The organism is Nitrospina sp. 32_T5, assembly GCF_052156635.1.
In the GTDB taxonomy this organism is placed as follows: Bacteria; Nitrospinota; Nitrospinia; order Nitrospinales; family Nitrospinaceae; genus Nitrospina.
This window is the reverse complement of sequence record NZ_JBQKUO010000002.1, coordinates 702,162-719,324: the sequence shown is the minus strand read 5'-3', so window position 1 is coordinate 719,324 and position 17,163 is coordinate 702,162. Positions and strand designations below refer to the sequence as shown.

Here is a 17,163-nt window from a genome sequence, read left to right as displayed (position 1 = left end):
TGAAAGGGCTTTTATACCATAATTTTTGTTTCCGAAAGCCTTGGGAGTGGAAAAATCATTGGACTCGCCGCTGGAACGCCGCCTTAAAAAAGAACTCGAGCAACGCCGCAAAGACAACCTCCTGCGCACGCTGAAGGTGGCCCAGACCTGTCGCCTCAACCTGTCGAGCAACGACTACCTGCAACTGCGCAGCGACCCGGACGTGATCGCCGGGGCGCGGCAGGCGCTCGAAGAATATGGGGCCGGAAGCGGCGCGTCTCCCCTGCTCTACGGCTACCTGCCCTGCCACGAACAACTCCTCGACGCGCTGCTGAAATGGAAACGCAAAACGGCGGGGCTGGTGTTCAACACGGGATTCATGGCCAACCAGGCGGTGCTCAAACACCTGACGGGGCCGAAGGACCTTGTGCTGGTGGACAAACTCATCCACCATTCGGTCATCCAGGCTATCCTTCAAGGCAAAGCCGATTACAAGCGCTACTCGCACCTCGACCTGAACCACCTGGAAGAGTTGCTGGAGAAAAACAAGAGTGCGTACGAAACGGTGTTTGTCGTCACCGAAAGCGTGTTCAGCATGGACGGCGATTACCCGGACTTGAAAGCCCTCGTGGAATTGAAACAGCGCTTCGGCTTTGTGCTGGTGCTGGACGAGGCCCACGGCACCGGCGTGTTCGGTCCCACCGGCGGAGGGCTGGCCGAGGAGACGGGGGTGCTGGATCATGTGGACATCCTCGTCGGCACGCTGGGCAAGGCGCTGGCCAGCATGGGGGCGTACGTGCTGGCGACATCACAGACGGTGACCGATCACCTCATCAACCACGCGGGCGAATTCATTTACTCCACCTACCTTGCCCCGGCCTGCGCCGGAGCGGCATTGGCGGCCATCGGCAGGGTGCAGTCCCTGCACACGGAACGGCAGCGCCTGCGCAAAAACGCGGCGTGGTTCCGCGAGGAACTGGTCAAGGGCGGATGGACGACCAACGCGTTCGACTCGCAGATCGTGCCGGTGATCGTCGGCGACCCCGACCGCGCGCTGGCCCTGCGCGACCGTCTGCTGGAAAAGGGAATGCTGGCGGGGGCGGTGCGTCCGCCGACGGTGCCGCCGAACTCGTCGCGCCTGCGCCTGTCGTTTCACAGCGGCATCACGCAGGATCACCTGCATGAACTTCTGGAGATTTTGAACGCATGTCGAACGGTTTGACAATCACCCTCATTTGCGGCTGGGCCATTCCGCAGGACTGGCTGAAGAATCTGGCGCAACCGTTCTGTCCGGAAGCCACGGTTCGCTGCGTGTACCCAAAGGACCCATTCGATGCGGAGGAAGCGATGAGGGCTTTGCAGACCCCTGCTCCGGATATCGTCATCGGGTATTCGCTCGGCAGTCTGTGGCTCCTGCATCACCGTGAGCACCTGCCGGAGGCGGCGGTCAAAATCCTGATGGCCCCGATCCTCGCCTTCAGACAGGAGGCGGGGCTGGGCGGGAAAATCCCGTCGGGTCAACTGGAGTTTTTTCTGCGGACGGTCGAGCGCACCCAGGACCTGCCGACGGTGCTGGGCGACTTCATGGCGCTGGGCGACATCGTTCTGCCGCCCGAAGCGAAAAGCGGCATCCCGGAGCGGGATGTTCTATTGCGCGGCCTCCAGTTTCTGCGCGACGTCACGGTTTCGCCCGAAGCCACAGCGGGGTTCCATGCGGTGCTGGGCGACCGCGACCCGTTCACCGACGCCACCGCCCTGCAACCGCTCATGCCAACGTTGGAAGTGGTCAACGGCTGCGGTCACCACCCCGAACCGCTCCTGCAAAAGATATTTCAGCTTCCCGCAGTGCAGGAACGCATGGCCGCACCGTCCCCAAAACGCATTTAACCCTTCTTCCCTCTGCCGTTAGAAAGTACAATTCATTCCATGAACGCGAATCACAAAACCAGCCGCGGACGCGGCGAAGATGAGTTCGAGTCGAGCCTCATCCACAGTTTTTCGAAACACGTCAAGAGCTACGACAAGAATGCGCAGTTGCAGAAGACCATGGCCGAGCGGCTGGCGGCGCTGCTGCCCCCTTCCCTTCCCGAGCCGGTGCTGGAGATCGGCTGCGGCACCGGGCTGTTCACCCGGCACCTGCTGGCGCGCGGTGCGGAGCGGTTGATCCTGAACGACATCGCCCCGGCGATGATCGAGTACCTGAAAGAACATATGAATCTGCCTGAGGCAACGCAGTTTCTGGAAGGCAATGCCGAGCGGCTGGAGTTTCCCCCGGCCGGGTTGATTGCTGGCAACGCGGTGTTCCAATGGTTCCAGCATCCACAGCCCACACTGGAAATCCTGCATCGGAGTCTGCCCAAGGACGGGCAGATCGTGTTCAGCACATTCGGTCCGGAAACGTTGCAGGAGTTCCGCGACTCCGGCGGGCTGGAGGGTCCGACGCACCTGCTGTCGCTTGAAAGCTGGAAGAGTCTTCTCACCCGGTGCGGGTTTCAGTGGCAGGCGGCCGAACGCGAAAGCCGCGAGATTTTCTTTCCCGGCACGCGCCACCTCATCCGCAACCTGCAACAGATCGGCGCCGCGCCACTGCGCATGATGAAGACGGGGGAACTGCGCCGCCTGATCGAGACCCACGACCGCAACTTCTCCACCCCGCAGGGCGTGTACACCCACTGGGAGTTGTATTACTTCGCCGCAGTTAAATTATAAAAGGCCGAGGCCCGTAATGATCAAAGTACAGCGAATAGTGACTAATATCGCAACCCAGAAAACCAGTGCTGCAAATTGTTTTTACCAAAAAATCCTGGGATTAGAAGTTTTAATGGACCTTGGGTGGATCACTACATTGGGATCTGATGTGAAATCAGCTGTGCAAATCAGCATCATGACAGAAGGTGGATCGGGTACCGCTGTTCCCGACCTCTCTATTGAGGTGGATGATGTTGATGAGGCCTTTAAGCAAATGAAAAAGGAAAAGTTTAAAATAGAGTACGAATTGACTGATGAGCCCTGGGGGGTCCGTCGTTTTTTTGTCCGGGATCCCTTTGGAAGACTGGTTAATATTCTGTCTCATTCCTGAAACTCTGCTTTACAGCCAAACAGTGAAGAAATCCTTCTGATCAGCGTTATCGTCTGATCCCCCGTGGATATCCTCCCCTCTTCCACTCCCCCGGTACACTGCAACTACTTCTTATGCGCGACGAGGACGTGCGAGCCTTCGTCCAGCTTGTGGGTCTGGAACTTGTGGAACCCGGCTTTGGTGAGCAGGCGCTCGGTTTCCGAAAACGTGTAGGTCTTGCCCGTCTCGGTGAACAACAGCATGGTGAGGGAAAACATCGCCGCTTCGTACGGCGTGGTGCGGTCCTCGTTCAAAAAGAAATCCACCACCACCAGCCTGCCGCCGGGTTTGAGCGCCTTGAGGATTTTTTTGAGAAGCTTCCGGTTCTCGGCGGGGTTGTAGATGTGCAGGATGTTGGAGAACAGCACGGTGTCGAATCCGTTGCCGTAATCCGTTTCGAACAGGTCGCCGGGCTTCATGGTGAAGCGGCTGAAAAACTTTTCTTTGCCGAACAGCGCGCGCGCCACGTTGCAGGCGGCGTCACGATCGAGGAGCGTTGCCTCCGCCTTTTTATCCTTGCGCAGGACGGCCGCGCAGTAGGAACCGGGTCCGCCGCCCAGGTCGAGGAATCTGCCAATGGATTTTTTCTTCGCCAGGAGCGCGGCAATTCTGGAGGCGTAGGGTTCGCTTCGCTCGTGCATGGCGTAGGAGAAGCAGTGGCGAAACTCCGGGTCGTCGCCGTCTTCGAACGCCGTGAGGTCGCGCCCTTTGCGGATGGTCTGGATCAGCTGGTTCCACTCATCGTTTTTCTCCATCTTCAGATGAGCGGTGCCCTTTTTGTAGTCCGGGCTGGTCCTGCAGAAGTGCCGGTGCATCTCCGGCGTGTTCGCGAACTTGCTGTCTTTGGTTTTCCTGAGCGCGCCCAGCGCGACCAGCGCGTGCAGGAGTGCCGACATTCCCTCGTCCTGCGCTTCCGCCTTGCGGGCAACCTGCCGGACCGTCATCTCCTTTTTGTCGAGAATGGTGAAGACATCGAATTCGAGCGCTGCGAGGAGAACCCGCGCGTCTTCCAGTGCATCGATGGTTTTGACGAATTTCTGGTAGGTGAGCATGAGGCGCCTCCCGGTTATTCGTTCAGCAACGGCTCGATGAGGTCACTCAGATTCAAGCCTGATCCAAACAGTTTGTGCCTGAGGATGCCCTGTTTGTCAATCAGGATCGTGGACGGCGTGCCGCGGAGCCCGTACTTGTCGAAGGTCCTGGCGTCGTATTCCTTTTTATCCAAATATTGTTTGATCTGCGTCTTGACCGCGTTCAGGGTGTAACCCGGCATGTCCTCGTAACCGGGAAAGTCGCGAGAGAGAAAGGCTTCGATCTCCTCCGGCGTCGCCCCGTCTTCGCGTTTCACCAGCCGGTCCCAGGCCAGTGGAAAGGGAATGGAAAAAGCCAGCCGGCCGTTCTGCAACATGCTGCTGTTCTGCAGGCAGGCCAGCGTCTCGCCCACCACCTCTCCGGTGTGCGCCAGTTTTTTCAGGTTTTCCAGGTTGTTGAACCGGTAATCCTCGAAAGCCGTGGCCAGTCCCCAGATCTTCAACGGCCGCCCCTGAAATTTATGATGCACTTCGAGGACTTCCGGAAATCCACCGACGAAACAGCCGGGACAGTTGACCTGGAACACCATGACGAGGATCACGTTGCCGCGTTCCCGGTCGATATTGGAGGCTTCGCCCTGCACCCACTCGGCCACGTCGAGGTTGGGCGCGGGCTGATTAACTTGCGACATCGGGTTTCTTTCCCTGGGTGATGAGGACGAGGTTTTGCAGGATGGACAGCAGCTCGCCCGTGGGTTTTTCATCCAGCGCTTTCTGCAGGATCCACAGCGCGCGACTTTTCTGTCCTTCTAGATTGTATATCATGCCGAGCATGGCGTGGGCCACCAGCCATTTGTCGGTGGAGGGGTGTTTTTCCACGATGGGATCAAAATAGGATTTCGCCTTTTCGTACTGGCGCAGGCGGTAGTAGTTGGAGCCCAACCCGAACAGGATGTTGTCGTGCAGGTTGGGAGGGAACTCGGTGGCCAGCACCCGGTTGAACACGGTGATGCTTTCTGCATAGCGCGCGTCGCGGAACAGACGGATGGCCATCTGGTACTCATCGAGGCGAAACCGGCGTGCCTCGCGTTGTTTGCGGATGGCTTCCAATTGCTCCTCAAGCAGGGACACCGCTTCACCGGACTTTTGCAGTTCATCCACGTTGCTCTGGTGAATGGCGTCGATGCTTTCCAGGTTTTCGGTGAATCCCTCGTTCCACTGGTGGTACTGCGGGGACTGGAAAGAAACCAGGTTTTCCAGGATGATTTCCTCCCCCAGCGTGTGGGCGTATCCCATGAACAGCTTTTCCAGATCGGAACTCATCGCGTCCAGCACCTGCTGACGTCGGTGACGGGCGGCCAGTTCTTCCTCGCTGGGCGGAGTCCAGATGTGCATTTCCGCCGGGTCGATGGGCGGTGGAGGCGGCACCTGGGCCTCTTCCGGCGCCGATACCGGCACGGCATGCGCGCAAGCCCCGATAAAAAAAACCGATACCAGCATTGCTATTTTAAAAAGGCGTTTCATTACATTAATGAGTATAATATTGGCGACAACAGCCAGTTTAGATTAGAACCACCTATAAATCAAGCACTTAGCTACATGAAAAGCTACTACAACATATTGGGCGTGGAGCGCGGCGCTTCCCAGGACGACATCAAAAAGGCGTACCGGAAGCTTGCCCTGAAGTACCACCCCGACCGCAACAAGAACGATTCGGAAGCCGAAAACCGCTTCAAGGAAATCAGCGAGGCTTACGCCGTTCTGAGCGACAAGGACAAGCGCAAGAAATACGACGCCTACGGTGCGGAAGGGTTCCGCCAGCGCTATTCGCAGGAGGACATATTCCGCGATTTCGACCTGGACGAGATCCTGCGCAATTTCGGCTTTGGCGGGTCACCGGGATATGGCGGCGGTTTCGGCCAGTTTTTCGGTGGACAGGGTGGAGGGTACCCCGACCCGTTCGGCCCGGGCATGGGCCGTCACCCCCGGCGCAACAAGGGCGCGGACATGCTGAGTGACATCACCATCACGTTCGAAGAAGCCGCCCTGGGAGCGGAAAAGCGGTTCTCCGTAGACCGGCCCACCGGCCGCGAGGATACCAATCTGAAAATTCCAGCAGGCATCTCCGAGGGCAAAAAACTTCGCCTGAGCGGCAAAGGTCATCCCGGCATGAACGGCGGACCTCCCGGCGACCTGTATTTCCGCGTTCACGTTCAGCCCCATCCCCTGTTCACGCGGGAGGGGGACAATATCCTCGTCGAGCAGACAATCGGTTTGAGCGACGCCCTTCTGGGCACCACCATCGAAGTCCCTACGCTGGAAGGCACCAAGCAGGTGAAAGTGCCCGCAGGCACCCAGCCCAATTCCAAATTGCGGCTGAAAGAACTGGGCGTGCGCGCCAACGGCAAGCGCGGCGACCAGCTGGTGAAAGTCAAAGTGGCCCTGCCCAAGGAGCTCACCGAGGAACAAGAAAAGCTTATCCAAAAAATGAAAGAAGTAGGCCTATAGTATTAATAAATAATAATTATTTTGGTTAGCGGCGTCGCCCTGCGCGGTGTCCCCCATTTCTCTTTATCTCATTCGGATTCAATCTGGTCAGGGAGTGTTGGTATGGCAAAAGTGGTATTTCAACCGGACAACGTCACGCACGAATGCGAAGACGGCATGTCTTTGATCGATATATGTGAGGAAGTGGAGGTCTCGCTGTCCTTTGGTTGCACCGAGGGCACCTGCGGGGTGTGCGAATTGACGGTGGTCGAAGGACGGGAAAACCTGTCGAAGATAACGGAAGAAGAAAAGGACTATTTGTATGAGGAAGACCTTGAGGAAGGCATGCGCCTGGGGTGCCAGGTAAAAGTCAGGAAAGGCGATGTGACCCTCACCTGGAAGGGCAACCGCGCCAAGTAAGAGGATTCATTTCCATTCGGGAGGCGTCCCCCCTCCCGGTTTCCACAGAATCTCATCGTCGCCGGAGACTTTCGCCAGCCAGCGTCCCAGCACATAAAAGGCATCGGACAGGCGGTTGATGAAGGGGCCCACCTCGGGCCCGATTTCCTCCTGACGGGAGAGCGTGATGATTTCCCGCTCCGCCCGGCGGCACACAGTGCGGCACTGGTGCAAAAACGCCAGTGGCAGGCGCCCACCGGGCAGAGTGAAGCTTTTGAGCGGATCGAGGTCCCGGTTCATCGTATCCATCCAGGACTCCATCCACGCCACCTGCTCCGCCTTGACGCCGATGTCCATCTTCCTGCTCGTCTTCGGATCGGTCGCGAGTTCACTCCCCAGATCGAACAGCCATTGCTGGATGGCGGCCAGGGTCTGGTCCACCCGTTCCCGTTCTGCTTCCGCAGGAATCTGATCCAGCGTGCTTCGCACCAGCCCCACCAGGCTGTTGAGTTCATCGACCGTTCCGTAGGCCTGCACCCGGGGATGGTCTTTCGGCACGCGCACCCCTCCGACCAGCGACGTCTCTCCCTTGTCCCCTTGTTTCGTATAAACTTTGGAAATGCGAACCAATGCGAGGTCCTTTCTTTATTGTTCGAAAAGCAAATCCCCTTGACTTGCTTCCGCACAGTGGATATATTCAGACAACATATAGACCTCTTTAAGACAGTCCTGTGAGATTGTCAAGGGATCCGGAATGATAGATAGAGTATCCTCACATGACATGACTCCTCCGAAGGTGCACACACCCGCGGGGGATTTTTTTTGCCCGCAACCGGCAAAGGGGGATCGATGACGTCCACGGTCCTCAACTCCGACGATATCCAGCGGGCCATCACCCGCATCGCCCACGAAATCCTGGAAAAGAACAAGGGCTTGGACAACCTCGCGCTGGTGGGCATCCGGACCCGGGGCGTGACCTTTGCCGAGCGCCTGCAGGCCAAAATCCAGGAGATCGAAAAGGCCAAACTGGATCTGGGCATTCTGGATATCACCCTTTACCGGGATGACATTGGTGCCGCCAAACAGAAACCGGAATTGAAAAAGACCGCCATCGACTTTTCGCTGGAGGGTCGCAAGATCGTGTTGTGCGACGATGTCCTGTTTACGGGACGCACCATCCGCGCCGCCATCGACGGCATCATGGATTTCGGGCGCCCGGCGATGGTGCAACTGGCGGTTCTGATCGACCGCGGTCACCGCGAACTGCCGTTCCGCCCCGATTTCGTCGGCAAGAACATCCCCACCTCGCGCGAAATGCGGGTGCAGGTGGAACTGAAGGAAATCGACGGCAAAGACCGCGTCGTGGTCCAGAACAAGGAATGATGCGATGACGGGATTGAGTTGCAGGGACATTCTGGGAACCGAATCGCTGACACAGGAGGACATTCACCTGATCCTCGATACGGCGGAATCGTTCCGCGAAGTCTCCACGCGCCCGATCAAGAAAGTCCCCACCCTGCGCGGCCGCACCGTCATCAACCTGTTTTTTGAGCCCAGCACGCGCACCCGTACGTCGTTTGAGATCGCGGGAAAGCGCATGAGCGCCGACGTCATCAACATCTCCGGCTCCACCAGCAGTACGGTGAAGGGAGAGAGCCTGCTCGACACGGCCTACAATCTCGAAGCGATGAGCCCGGACCTTCTGGTCGTGCGCCATTCGGAGTCGGGCGTGCCGCACATGATCGCGTCGCACATCAAGACGCCGGTGATCAACGCCGGGGACGGCCAGCACGAGCACCCGTCGCAGGCCCTGTTGGACCTGCTCACCATCCGCCAACGGGTGAAGAAACTGGACGGACTGAATGTGCTCATCGTCGGTGACATCGCCCACAGCCGTGTGGCGCGGTCGAACATCCACGCCATGAAGAAATGCGGTATGAACGTGACGCTGGTGGGCCCGCCCACCATGATGCCGGTGGGCATCGAGAAGCTGGGCGTGCGGGTGTCGTACAACCTCGCCGATGCGGTGGAGGATGCCGACGTCATCATGATGCTTCGCATTCAGATGGAACGGCAAAAACAGCACCTGTTCTCCAGCATACGTGAATACGCGAACCTGTTCTGCCTGACGCAGGACAAACTGAAAAAAGCTAGAAAGGATGTATTGATCATGCACCCCGGTCCCGTCAACCGCGGCGTGGAAATCGCCCTCGATGTCATGGAAAGCCGCCATTCGGTCATTCTCCACCAGGTCAACAACGGAGTCGCCGTGCGCATGGCGCTCATGTTTCTTTTGCTGGGAGGCGGCGATGAAACTGCTCATTAAAAACGGACGGGTGATCGATCCCGCCAACGATCGCGACGGACAGTTCGACGTGCTGGTGGAAAAAGGCCGTATCCTGAAGGTCGCACCGCAGGGAAAACTCTCGAAAGCGGAGACTGACGGCGCGAAAGAAATCGACGCCAAAGGCTGTGTGGTCACACCGGGATTCCTCGACATGCACGTGCATTTCCGGGAACCGGGATTCGAGTACAAGGAAACGATCCGGACGGGATGCGAATCCGCCGCCGCCGGGGGATTCACCACCGTCGCCATGATGCCCAATACCGACCCCGTCAACGACACGCGGTCGGTCACCGAGTTCATGCTGGCGCAGGCGCGGTCCAGCGCCATCATCAACGCCCTGCCCATCGGCGCCATCACCAAAGGACTCAAGGGCGAGGAATTGACGGACATGAAGGACCTGAAGGACGCGGGAGCGGTGGCTTTGTCCGACGATGGCCGGCCCGTGATGAGCAATCAGCTCATGCGACGGGCATTCGAATACAGCCGCATGTGCGACCTGCTCCTCATCCAGCACAGCGAAATCCTGGATCTCACGAAAGGCGGCTGCATGCACGAAGGCGCGGTCTCCACCGAACTGGGGTTGGGCGGCATGCCGCACGAGGCGGAGGACATTATGGTTTATCGCGACATCGCCCTGCTGGAGAAAACCGGAGGACGCCTCCACGTCGCGCACATAAGCAGCGGCAATTCGGTGGAACTGGTCCGGCAGGCCAAGAAACAGGGGTTGCCTGTCACCACCGAAGTGGCGCCCCATCATTTCATGCTGACGGATACCGCCGTGCGCGGCTACGACACCAACACAAAAATGAGCCCGCCGTTGCGCTCCGACCGCGATATCGAGCGCATCAAGGAAGGGCTGGCCGACGGCACCATCGACATGATCGCCACCGACCACGCCCCGCATGACGTGGTGGACAAGCAGGTGGAGTACTCGCATGCCTGCTTCGGCGTGGTGGGACTGGAAACCGCCCTGCCCCTGAGTCTCAGGCTGGTCGAGGAAAAAGTCCTCACCCTGCCGCAGGTGGTGGAGAAGCTGACCTCCCGGCCTGCGGCGGTGTTCCGTCTCGACAAGGGAACTTTGAGTGAAGGCATGGACGCGGACATCACTATATTTGATCCCGACGCGGAGTACACGGTGGATGTGATGAAGTTCAAATCCAAAAGCAAAAACTCCCCATTTCACGGCTGGCAGGTGAAGGGCCAGGTCCGGCACACCATCTACCGCGGCAAGATGGTTTATTCCAATCCATCTTGACCGCATAAGGGTATCTCATTAATGGAAGCGATTCTCGCATTGGAAGACGGACGGATTTTTCGCGGCAGGATGTTCGGCGCGGAAAAGGAAGTCGCGGCGGAAGTGGTGTTCAACACCAGCATGGCGGGATACCAGGAGGTTTTGACCGATCCCTCCTATTGCGGCCAGATGGTGGTGATGACCTATCCGCTGATCGGCAACTACGGTGTCAATCCGGAAGACTATGAATCGGAACGCCCGTACCTGTCCGCCTTCATCATAAAAGAACTGAGCGGCATTCCCAGCAACTGGCGGTCGACCGAAACGCTGGACGCATTTTTGAAACGGCACGGAGTGGTGGGGCTCCAGGGACTCGACACGCGCGCCCTCACCCGGCATATCCGAGATAAAGGCGCACAGAGGGCGGTGATTTCGAACGATGTATCGAATCCGCAGTTGCTGGTTGAGAAAGCAAAACGGGCACCGCAGATGGTTGGACGCGACCTGGTTAAAGAAGTGACATGCGAGCAACCGTACATCTGGGAGGAAGGCGACTGGGACTTGCGCAAAGGGTACACCCGCTTCGAACGCAAGGCCGGAGCGACGGCCTATTTCGTTGTGGCGATGGATCTTGGGATCAAGTACAACATCCTGCGCCGGCTGACGCAAAGCGGGTGTCGCGTGACGGTTGTGCCCGCCACCACAACGGCGGAGGAAATTTTGAAGCTCCAGCCTGACGGTGTGTTTTTGAGCAATGGTCCGGGTGACCCGGCGGCGGTAACTTATGCCATCGACACCGTACGGTCGCTCATCGGCAAAGTGCCGATCTTCGGAATCTGCCTGGGGCATCAGATTTTGAATCTAGCCCTTGGTGGGAGTACTTATAAACTGCGCTTCGGTCATCACGGCGGGAACCAGCCGATCATGGATTCGGAAACAAAAAAGGTGGAGATCACCTCACAGAACCACGGGTTTGCGGTGGACGCCGCGACCACACAACCCGATGTCGAGATCATCTCCCTCAACCTCAATGACCGGACCGTCGAAGGCATCCGTCATAAAACCCTTCCCGTGTTTTCGGTGCAGTACCATCCGGAAGCCGCCCCGGGCCCGCAGGATTCATCCCATCTTTTTGAACGGTTTGTAAAAATGATGAAACAGGCTTCATGATCCGGGAAACACTCAATAAATTGATCGAGGACATCACCCAGTCGCACTCGATGGACGAGATATACCAGGCCAAGAAAGAATATCAGGCCATGTCGGGTGAAATTTTCGAGGACGACAAATCGTATGAAGCGCGCATGGGTTTGTTCCTGGAATGGTTTGTGTTAGACCGTCCCATCAACGGCAGTGAAACTCCATTGCACAGGTTCATGGAGAACCGCTCGGAAGAGTTTTCCGGAGAAGAAAAGGAGTTGTGCGAGGGATTGAAAGAAAGCCGCCACAGCTTGTTCCTGATGAAAAAGTCTGGAAACGGACATGTGGTGGTGCGCGATCTGTTTGAAGATGAAAAACTGGTGGTGAAGGAGGATGAAGGAAAACTGTTTTTCAACAAGGAGGATGTGTTCGAAGCGCGACTCCTTCCATTCCGCAAAAAATATTTTTTTACAGAAAACTTCTGTCATCATCCCCGGGCCACGTACAAATACATCCTGTCCAAAGTGAAGCCCGTTATTGCGGAAGAAAAGCAGGACCATAAAGCTCTTAAAAAAATGAATAAGGAGTGGGGTTCGCTAAAGAAGGATATCGACAGCCTTACGCGAAAAATAGAAAACCTGTCTCTCAAACGGGATCGCACCGAAGCGGAAAAGAAAAAGGAGAAGCTGGGCCAAAAAGTTGAAAGTCTCAATGCAGAGAAACTCCAGTTGGAGATCCGGTTTTACGAACTCCAGAACAGGATGGATGATTTGGAAACAAACAAAATCCGCATAGGTCATCGAGCCCGGCGGCTTTCACTCATCAAACAACTTGCCTACATGAGCCTCAAGTGGGAGCGCTACCACAACGTGGACGTGAGGGATATTTACCGCGACTGATGCCAAAACGAACCGACCTGAAACGAATCATGATCATCGGGGCCGGGCCCATCATCATCGGGCAGGCCTGCGAATTCGACTATTCCGGCACCCAGGCCTGCAAAGCGCTCAAGGAAGAAGGCTACGAGGTCATCCTGCTCAACAGCAATCCGGCCACGATCATGACCGATCGCGAATTCGCGCATCGGACTTATATTGAGCCCGTGACGCCGGACGTGGTCGAGCGCATCATTGCAAGAGAACGTCCCGACGCCCTGCTTCCCACCATGGGTGGGCAGACGGGACTCAACACCGCGCTGGCAGCGGCGGAGCGCGGGGTTCTGGACCGGTACGATGTGGAGATGATCGGAGCCAACGTGCAGACCATCAACAAGGCCGAGGACCGCAGCCTGTTCAAGCAGGCGATGGAGAAGATCGGTTTGCAGTCCGCACCCAGCGGTTTTGCCACGTCCATACAGGAGGCGTGGGACATCGTGAAAGGTACCGGGTTTCCCGCCATCATCCGTCCCTCATTCACACTGGGCGGCTCCGGTGGCGGCGTGGCGGAGACAGAGGCGGAATTCGAAACGTTGGTGAAACGTGGATTGTATGCCAGCCCCACGCACACCGTACTGATTGAAAAATCGCTCATCGGCTGGAAGGAATACGAACTCGAGGTCATGCGCGACATCCGCGACAATGTGGTGATCGTCTGCTCCATCGAAAATTTCGATCCGATGGGGATTCATACCGGGGACAGCATCACCGTCGCTCCGGCGCAGACCTTGACGGACAAGGAATACCAGATCATGCGCAATGCCGCCATCGACATCATCCGTGAGATCGGCGTCGAAACCGGAGGTTCCAACATCCAGTTTTCCATCGATCCGAAGACCGGCGAGATGATCGTGATCGAGATGAATCCCCGCGTGTCGCGCAGTTCCGCATTGGCGTCGAAAGCAACCGGATTTCCCATAGCCAAAATCGCGGCGAAACTGGCGGTCGGTTACACACTGGATGAAATTCAGAATGACATCACACGGGAAACACCCGCGTCGTTCGAGCCGACTCTCGACTACTGCGTGGTGAAGGTTCCCCGTTTCACGTTTGAGAAATTTTTCAAGACCCCTCCCCTGCTCACCACACAAATGAAATCGGTGGGCGAAGCCATGTCGATCGGCCGCACTTTCAAAGAAGCTCTGCAGAAAGCTTTGCGTTCTCTTGAAATCGGGATTTGTGGACTTGAAGAAAACTTCGAATCGAAGCAGGAGGTCCAGCACCAGCCCATCGAGGATCACGAGGAATTGAAAAGGATGCTGGCCCTGCCGCACTGGGACCGACTGTGGCACGTTGCGGCGGCGCTTCGCCGTGGTCTTTCCATCGAAGAAATTTACGGGTTGACCGGCATCGATCCCTGGTTCCTCCACAACATGAACGAAATCATCGAATTCGAGAAAACCCTTCAGCGCCTTGATGACTGTGACGCGTTGGACGAGCCGACCCTGCGGCAGGCCAAGCAATACGGGTTCTCCGACCTGTACCTGGCAAGGCTGTTGAGGTGCAAGGAAGTTGATATCTCAACCCGACGTAAGGAATTCAACCTCTTTCCCGTATACAAGCGCGTCGATACCTGCGGTGCCGAATTCGAAGCACACACCCCCTATCTCTATTCCACTTATGAGGAGGAATGCGAGGCCGACCCCACCGACCGGAAAAAGATCATGATCCTGGGGGGCGGGCCCAACCGCATCGGCCAGGGCATCGAATTTGACTATTGCTGTGTTCATGCCGCCTTCGCACTGAAAGAAGATGGATACGAAACCATCATGGTCAACTGCAATCCGGAGACCGTGAGCACCGATTACGACACTTCCGACCGGCTGTACTTCGAACCTCTGACCTTCGAAGACGTCATGCACATCGTTCGGGTGGAAAAACCGGACGGCGTCATCGTGCAGTTCGGCGGACAGACCCCGTTGAAACTGTCCGTGTCTTTGTGGGAGGCGGGGGTTCCTATCATCGGCACCAGTCCGGACAACATCGACCGTGCGGAAGACCGCGAGCGCTTCAAGGCCGTTCTCGACAAACTGGGCCTCAAGCAACCGAATAACGGCACCGCAACCTCGTTTGCCGAGGCAAAAAAGATTGCCGACGACATCGGCTACCCGGTGGTGGTGCGCCCGTCGTATGTGCTGGGAGGACGGGCCATGGAAATCGTGTACACGCAGCAATCTCTGGACCGCTACATGAAGCACGCCGTCAAGGCTTCCCCTGAGCACCCCATCCTCGTCGACGATTTTCTTGAAAATGCCACCGAAGTGGATGTCGATGCCATCTCCGACGGAACGGATGTGGTCATCGGTGGGGTCATGGAACACATCGAGGAAGCGGGGATTCATTCCGGCGACAGCGCCTGCTCCCTGCCCCCGTTTTCCATTCAGACGGAGATCATCGAAGAAATCAAAATCCAGACCAAAGCGTTGGCCCGTGAGCTGGGGGTCATCGGCCTCCTCAATATCCAGTTCGCCATCAAGGATAAAGACATCTATGTGCTGGAGGTCAACCCGCGCGCCTCGCGCACCGTTCCCTTTGTCAGCAAGGCCATCGGCATTCCGCTGGCCAAACTGGCGGCACGGGTGATGGCGGGCAAATCGCTGGCAGAACTGAAATTCACCGAGGAGCCGGTGGTGCCGCATATCGCGGTGAAGGAGTCTGTATTCCCATTTATCAAATTTCAGGAGGTGGATGTCCTGCTGGGACCGGAGATGAAATCGACGGGGGAAGTGATGGGCCTCGATGCGAGTTTCGGCAAGGCATTTGCCAAGTCCCAGATTGCGACAGGGACGCCCCTTCCTCTTGAGGGAACGGTTTTCGTCAGTGTCAAGGATGCCGACAAGCCAGCGACAGTGGAAGTGGTCAAACGGCTGGCCGAACAGGGCTATCGCCTGCTGGCCACGAAGGGAACCGCGAAGTATTTGCAGGACCGTGGATTCGAGGTGACAACCATTAGGAAAGTGAAAGAAGGGTCACCGCATATTGTGGATGCGATTCAGGACGGAGAGGTCGATTTTGTGATCAACACCACCTTTGGAGAACAGGAAGTGAAGGATTCCTTCTCCCTGCGCCGGGCCTCGCTGGCCAAAAACCTGCCTTACTTCACCACCCTTTCCGGAGCGTACGCCCTGGTCGGGGCGTTGAAAGCGATCCGCGAATCTTCTTTGGATGTGTGCTCGTTGCAGGAGTACTGGCAGAACCAGAAACAGCGGAGTCAATAAGCCAGGGTCCAATGAACAATATCCAGCAGATTGAACTGCGTCACCTTATTGGGAAAATGTGGGACTTCCCGAATCGGGGACTCAAACGGCGGTTTTTCCTTGTCAGCAGCCTTTTGTAACTCCCTTTCCTTTCGAGTCACCGCCCTCACTCGTTTTTTCTTTTTCCAGTATGGGAGGGGTTTCAATTTCGCGGCGCGCACAATGTGACCCTGGACGAAATTTTCCCCCGCCCGCACGACACCCACGGCAAAACCGGGTTGCACGTCCGCGATGCGGATGGCTCCGACCTTGTGGTACCAATGCCCCAAATCTTCATCATTCAACGGGTCCCTATATTCTGAGGAGACCCGAAATACCTGGAACGTGTCACCCACCTTCACACCGTTGTGTCTGCCGATATTCAGAAACACCCGTTGATCGTTTTCTTTTCCATTCAGGGCGACGATTTGACCTTCCAGCATTTGGTTATTTGCGAAGGTGAGAACCCGCTCCAGAATCTGGTTTGTGGTGTGGTCCAAAACCTGTCCCATGGCCGTGCGATAGAAATCTCCCTGTAAAGGATCAAGGGATGCAGGAGTTTCTCCCAACGCCAGATCCCCGTTCAAGGAACGGTATACATAATCCTGTTTCCAGAACGACCTTCCGGTGAACCCGTTTATTAATTCCACCTCCAGTTGCGCAAGAGCGCTCAGTTTCTTGTCCGGCACCGGCTTGGCGGGTTTTTCAAATGAAAGACGGGGCCGGGGTGGCGGCCTCTTCCCCGGTTCGAACCGCAGTATGCGTGCACGCAGAATCAGTTGAGAGGTTCCTTTAAGGAACATTTCATTGCCGTTGACGTCGGGATTGAGGCCATAACCTTTTCCTGCCCCCGATGAAACGACCATCAAGCGGGATTTTTCGACCTTCTTGACCAGGATATCGGTGATCAGGGAGCCCGGATCAAATTCCCCGGTCCACCCGGATTCATTTTTCACAGGCACAACCGTGATTTTCTTGAGATAATACGCCTCCGCCTCGGTCAGAAACGCGAGGCCCATTGCCATGAAGGCAAATGCTGTTTGGAAAACTGGTTTAAGAAACTGCATCGCAACTCCTGTGTCCGGGGTTCCACCGGCTCCGGTTCTACAATACCCTGGATGACAGTAAATTCAGATATTTCCTTGGCTTGACAACTTTCGAACCCAAAGTAAAATACACCGCATGAAAAAGCTCTTTATTCTTATCGTTCTGTTTTCCACTTTCTTTATATTCGCGACCCCCGTTCTTGCCGAAAAC

Annotated in this window: 17 protein-coding genes; 12 read left to right on the top strand and 5 right to left on the bottom strand. The window is 56.7% G+C overall.

The window, feature by feature from the left end:
- Positions 1-46: 46 nt before the first annotated feature.
- From ACTRW9_RS08195 to ACTRW9_RS08180, 4 genes are read left to right on the top strand one after another with little or no spacing between them, the layout of a single operon-like run.
- Positions 47-1,201 carry an aminotransferase class I/II-fold pyridoxal phosphate-dependent enzyme gene (locus ACTRW9_RS08195; RefSeq protein ID WP_442428968.1) on the top strand — a complete coding sequence of 385 codons (1,155 nt, stop codon included), beginning with the start codon at positions 47-49 and terminating at the stop codon, positions 1,199-1,201.
- Positions 1,186-1,866 (top strand): hypothetical protein, encoded by a 681-nt coding sequence (locus ACTRW9_RS08190; RefSeq protein WP_442428967.1) that lies wholly within the window; start codon positions 1,186-1,188, stop codon positions 1,864-1,866. The genes ACTRW9_RS08195 and ACTRW9_RS08190 overlap by 16 nt, the downstream gene beginning before the upstream one ends.
- Positions 1,867-1,905: 39 nt before the next feature.
- Positions 1,906-2,688, top strand: a complete 783-nt coding sequence (locus ACTRW9_RS08185) for a methyltransferase domain-containing protein (protein WP_442428966.1) — start codon at positions 1,906-1,908, stop codon at positions 2,686-2,688.
- 19 nt (positions 2,689-2,707) lie between these two features.
- Complete coding sequence (locus ACTRW9_RS08180) at positions 2,708-3,058, top strand: VOC family protein (protein WP_442428996.1); 351 nt, start codon at positions 2,708-2,710, stop codon at positions 3,056-3,058.
- Positions 3,059-3,162: 104 nt separating this feature from the next.
- Here ACTRW9_RS08180 and ACTRW9_RS08175 read toward each other — a convergent pair whose 3' ends face one another.
- Genes ACTRW9_RS08175 through ACTRW9_RS08165 form a run of 3 tightly spaced genes read right to left on the bottom strand, consistent with a single transcriptional unit; the run spans position 3,163 to position 5,628 of the window.
- Positions 3,163-4,149, bottom strand: a complete 987-nt coding sequence (locus ACTRW9_RS08175; RefSeq protein ID WP_442428965.1) for a methyltransferase — start codon at positions 4,147-4,149, stop codon at positions 3,163-3,165.
- 14 nt (positions 4,150-4,163) lie between these two features.
- The gene (locus ACTRW9_RS08170) at positions 4,164-4,820 is read right to left on the bottom strand and encodes a TlpA family protein disulfide reductase (protein WP_442428964.1); all 657 of its coding nucleotides are present in this window, start codon (positions 4,818-4,820) and stop codon (positions 4,164-4,166) included.
- The gene (locus ACTRW9_RS08165) at positions 4,807-5,628 is read right to left on the bottom strand and encodes a tetratricopeptide repeat protein (protein WP_442428963.1); all 822 of its coding nucleotides are present in this window, start codon (positions 5,626-5,628) and stop codon (positions 4,807-4,809) included. Before ACTRW9_RS08165 ends, ACTRW9_RS08170 begins: the two co-directional genes overlap by 14 nt.
- A gap of 99 nt (positions 5,629-5,727) precedes the next feature.
- Here ACTRW9_RS08165 and ACTRW9_RS08160 point away from each other — a divergent pair, with 99 nt between their 5' ends.
- Together ACTRW9_RS08160 and ACTRW9_RS08155 are read left to right on the top strand one after the other, a co-directional pair.
- On the top strand, positions 5,728-6,636 hold the full coding sequence (locus ACTRW9_RS08160; RefSeq protein WP_442428962.1) for a DnaJ C-terminal domain-containing protein: 909 nt from the start codon (positions 5,728-5,730) through the stop codon (positions 6,634-6,636).
- 102 nt (positions 6,637-6,738) lie between these two features.
- Positions 6,739-7,035 carry a 2Fe-2S iron-sulfur cluster-binding protein gene (locus ACTRW9_RS08155; protein ID WP_442425523.1) on the top strand — a complete coding sequence of 99 codons (297 nt, stop codon included), beginning with the start codon at positions 6,739-6,741 and terminating at the stop codon, positions 7,033-7,035.
- A 6-nt stretch (positions 7,036-7,041) separates the two neighbouring features.
- On the opposite strand, the gene ACTRW9_RS08150 is transcribed toward ACTRW9_RS08155, so the two are convergent.
- Positions 7,042-7,644, bottom strand: a complete 603-nt coding sequence (locus ACTRW9_RS08150) for a cob(I)yrinic acid a,c-diamide adenosyltransferase (RefSeq protein ID WP_442428961.1) — start codon at positions 7,642-7,644, stop codon at positions 7,042-7,044.
- Positions 7,645-7,863: 219 nt separating this feature from the next.
- On the opposite strand from ACTRW9_RS08150, the gene pyrR reads away from it, so the two are divergent.
- From pyrR to carB, 6 genes are read left to right on the top strand one after another with little or no spacing between them, the layout of a single operon-like run.
- Positions 7,864-8,397, top strand: coding sequence for a bifunctional pyr operon transcriptional regulator/uracil phosphoribosyltransferase PyrR (gene pyrR / locus ACTRW9_RS08145; protein WP_005010416.1), 534 nt, complete (start codon positions 7,864-7,866; stop codon positions 8,395-8,397).
- Between the two features lie 4 nt (positions 8,398-8,401).
- Positions 8,402-9,340 carry an aspartate carbamoyltransferase catalytic subunit gene (locus tag ACTRW9_RS08140; RefSeq protein ID WP_442428960.1) on the top strand — a complete coding sequence of 313 codons (939 nt, stop codon included), beginning with the start codon at positions 8,402-8,404 and terminating at the stop codon, positions 9,338-9,340.
- Positions 9,324-10,616, top strand: coding sequence for a dihydroorotase (locus ACTRW9_RS08135; RefSeq protein ID WP_442428959.1), 1,293 nt, complete (start codon positions 9,324-9,326; stop codon positions 10,614-10,616). Before ACTRW9_RS08140 ends, ACTRW9_RS08135 begins: the two co-directional genes overlap by 17 nt.
- 21 nt (positions 10,617-10,637) lie before the next feature.
- The gene (gene carA, locus ACTRW9_RS08130) at positions 10,638-11,765 is read left to right on the top strand and encodes a glutamine-hydrolyzing carbamoyl-phosphate synthase small subunit (protein WP_442428958.1); all 1,128 of its coding nucleotides are present in this window, start codon (positions 10,638-10,640) and stop codon (positions 11,763-11,765) included.
- Positions 11,762-12,634 carry a hypothetical protein gene (locus ACTRW9_RS08125; RefSeq protein WP_442428957.1) on the top strand — a complete coding sequence of 291 codons (873 nt, stop codon included), beginning with the start codon at positions 11,762-11,764 and terminating at the stop codon, positions 12,632-12,634. The genes carA and ACTRW9_RS08125 overlap by 4 nt, the downstream gene beginning before the upstream one ends.
- Positions 12,634-15,888, top strand: coding sequence for a carbamoyl-phosphate synthase large subunit (gene carB, locus ACTRW9_RS08120; RefSeq protein ID WP_442428956.1), 3,255 nt, complete (start codon positions 12,634-12,636; stop codon positions 15,886-15,888). Before ACTRW9_RS08125 ends, carB begins: the two co-directional genes overlap by 1 nt.
- Here the strand turns inward: carB and ACTRW9_RS08115 are convergent.
- Positions 15,882-16,931, bottom strand: a complete 1,050-nt coding sequence (locus ACTRW9_RS08115) for a FlgT C-terminal domain-containing protein (protein WP_442428955.1) — start codon at positions 16,929-16,931, stop codon at positions 15,882-15,884. The genes carB and ACTRW9_RS08115 overlap by 7 nt on opposite strands.
- Between the last annotated feature and the right edge of the window lie 232 nt (positions 16,932-17,163).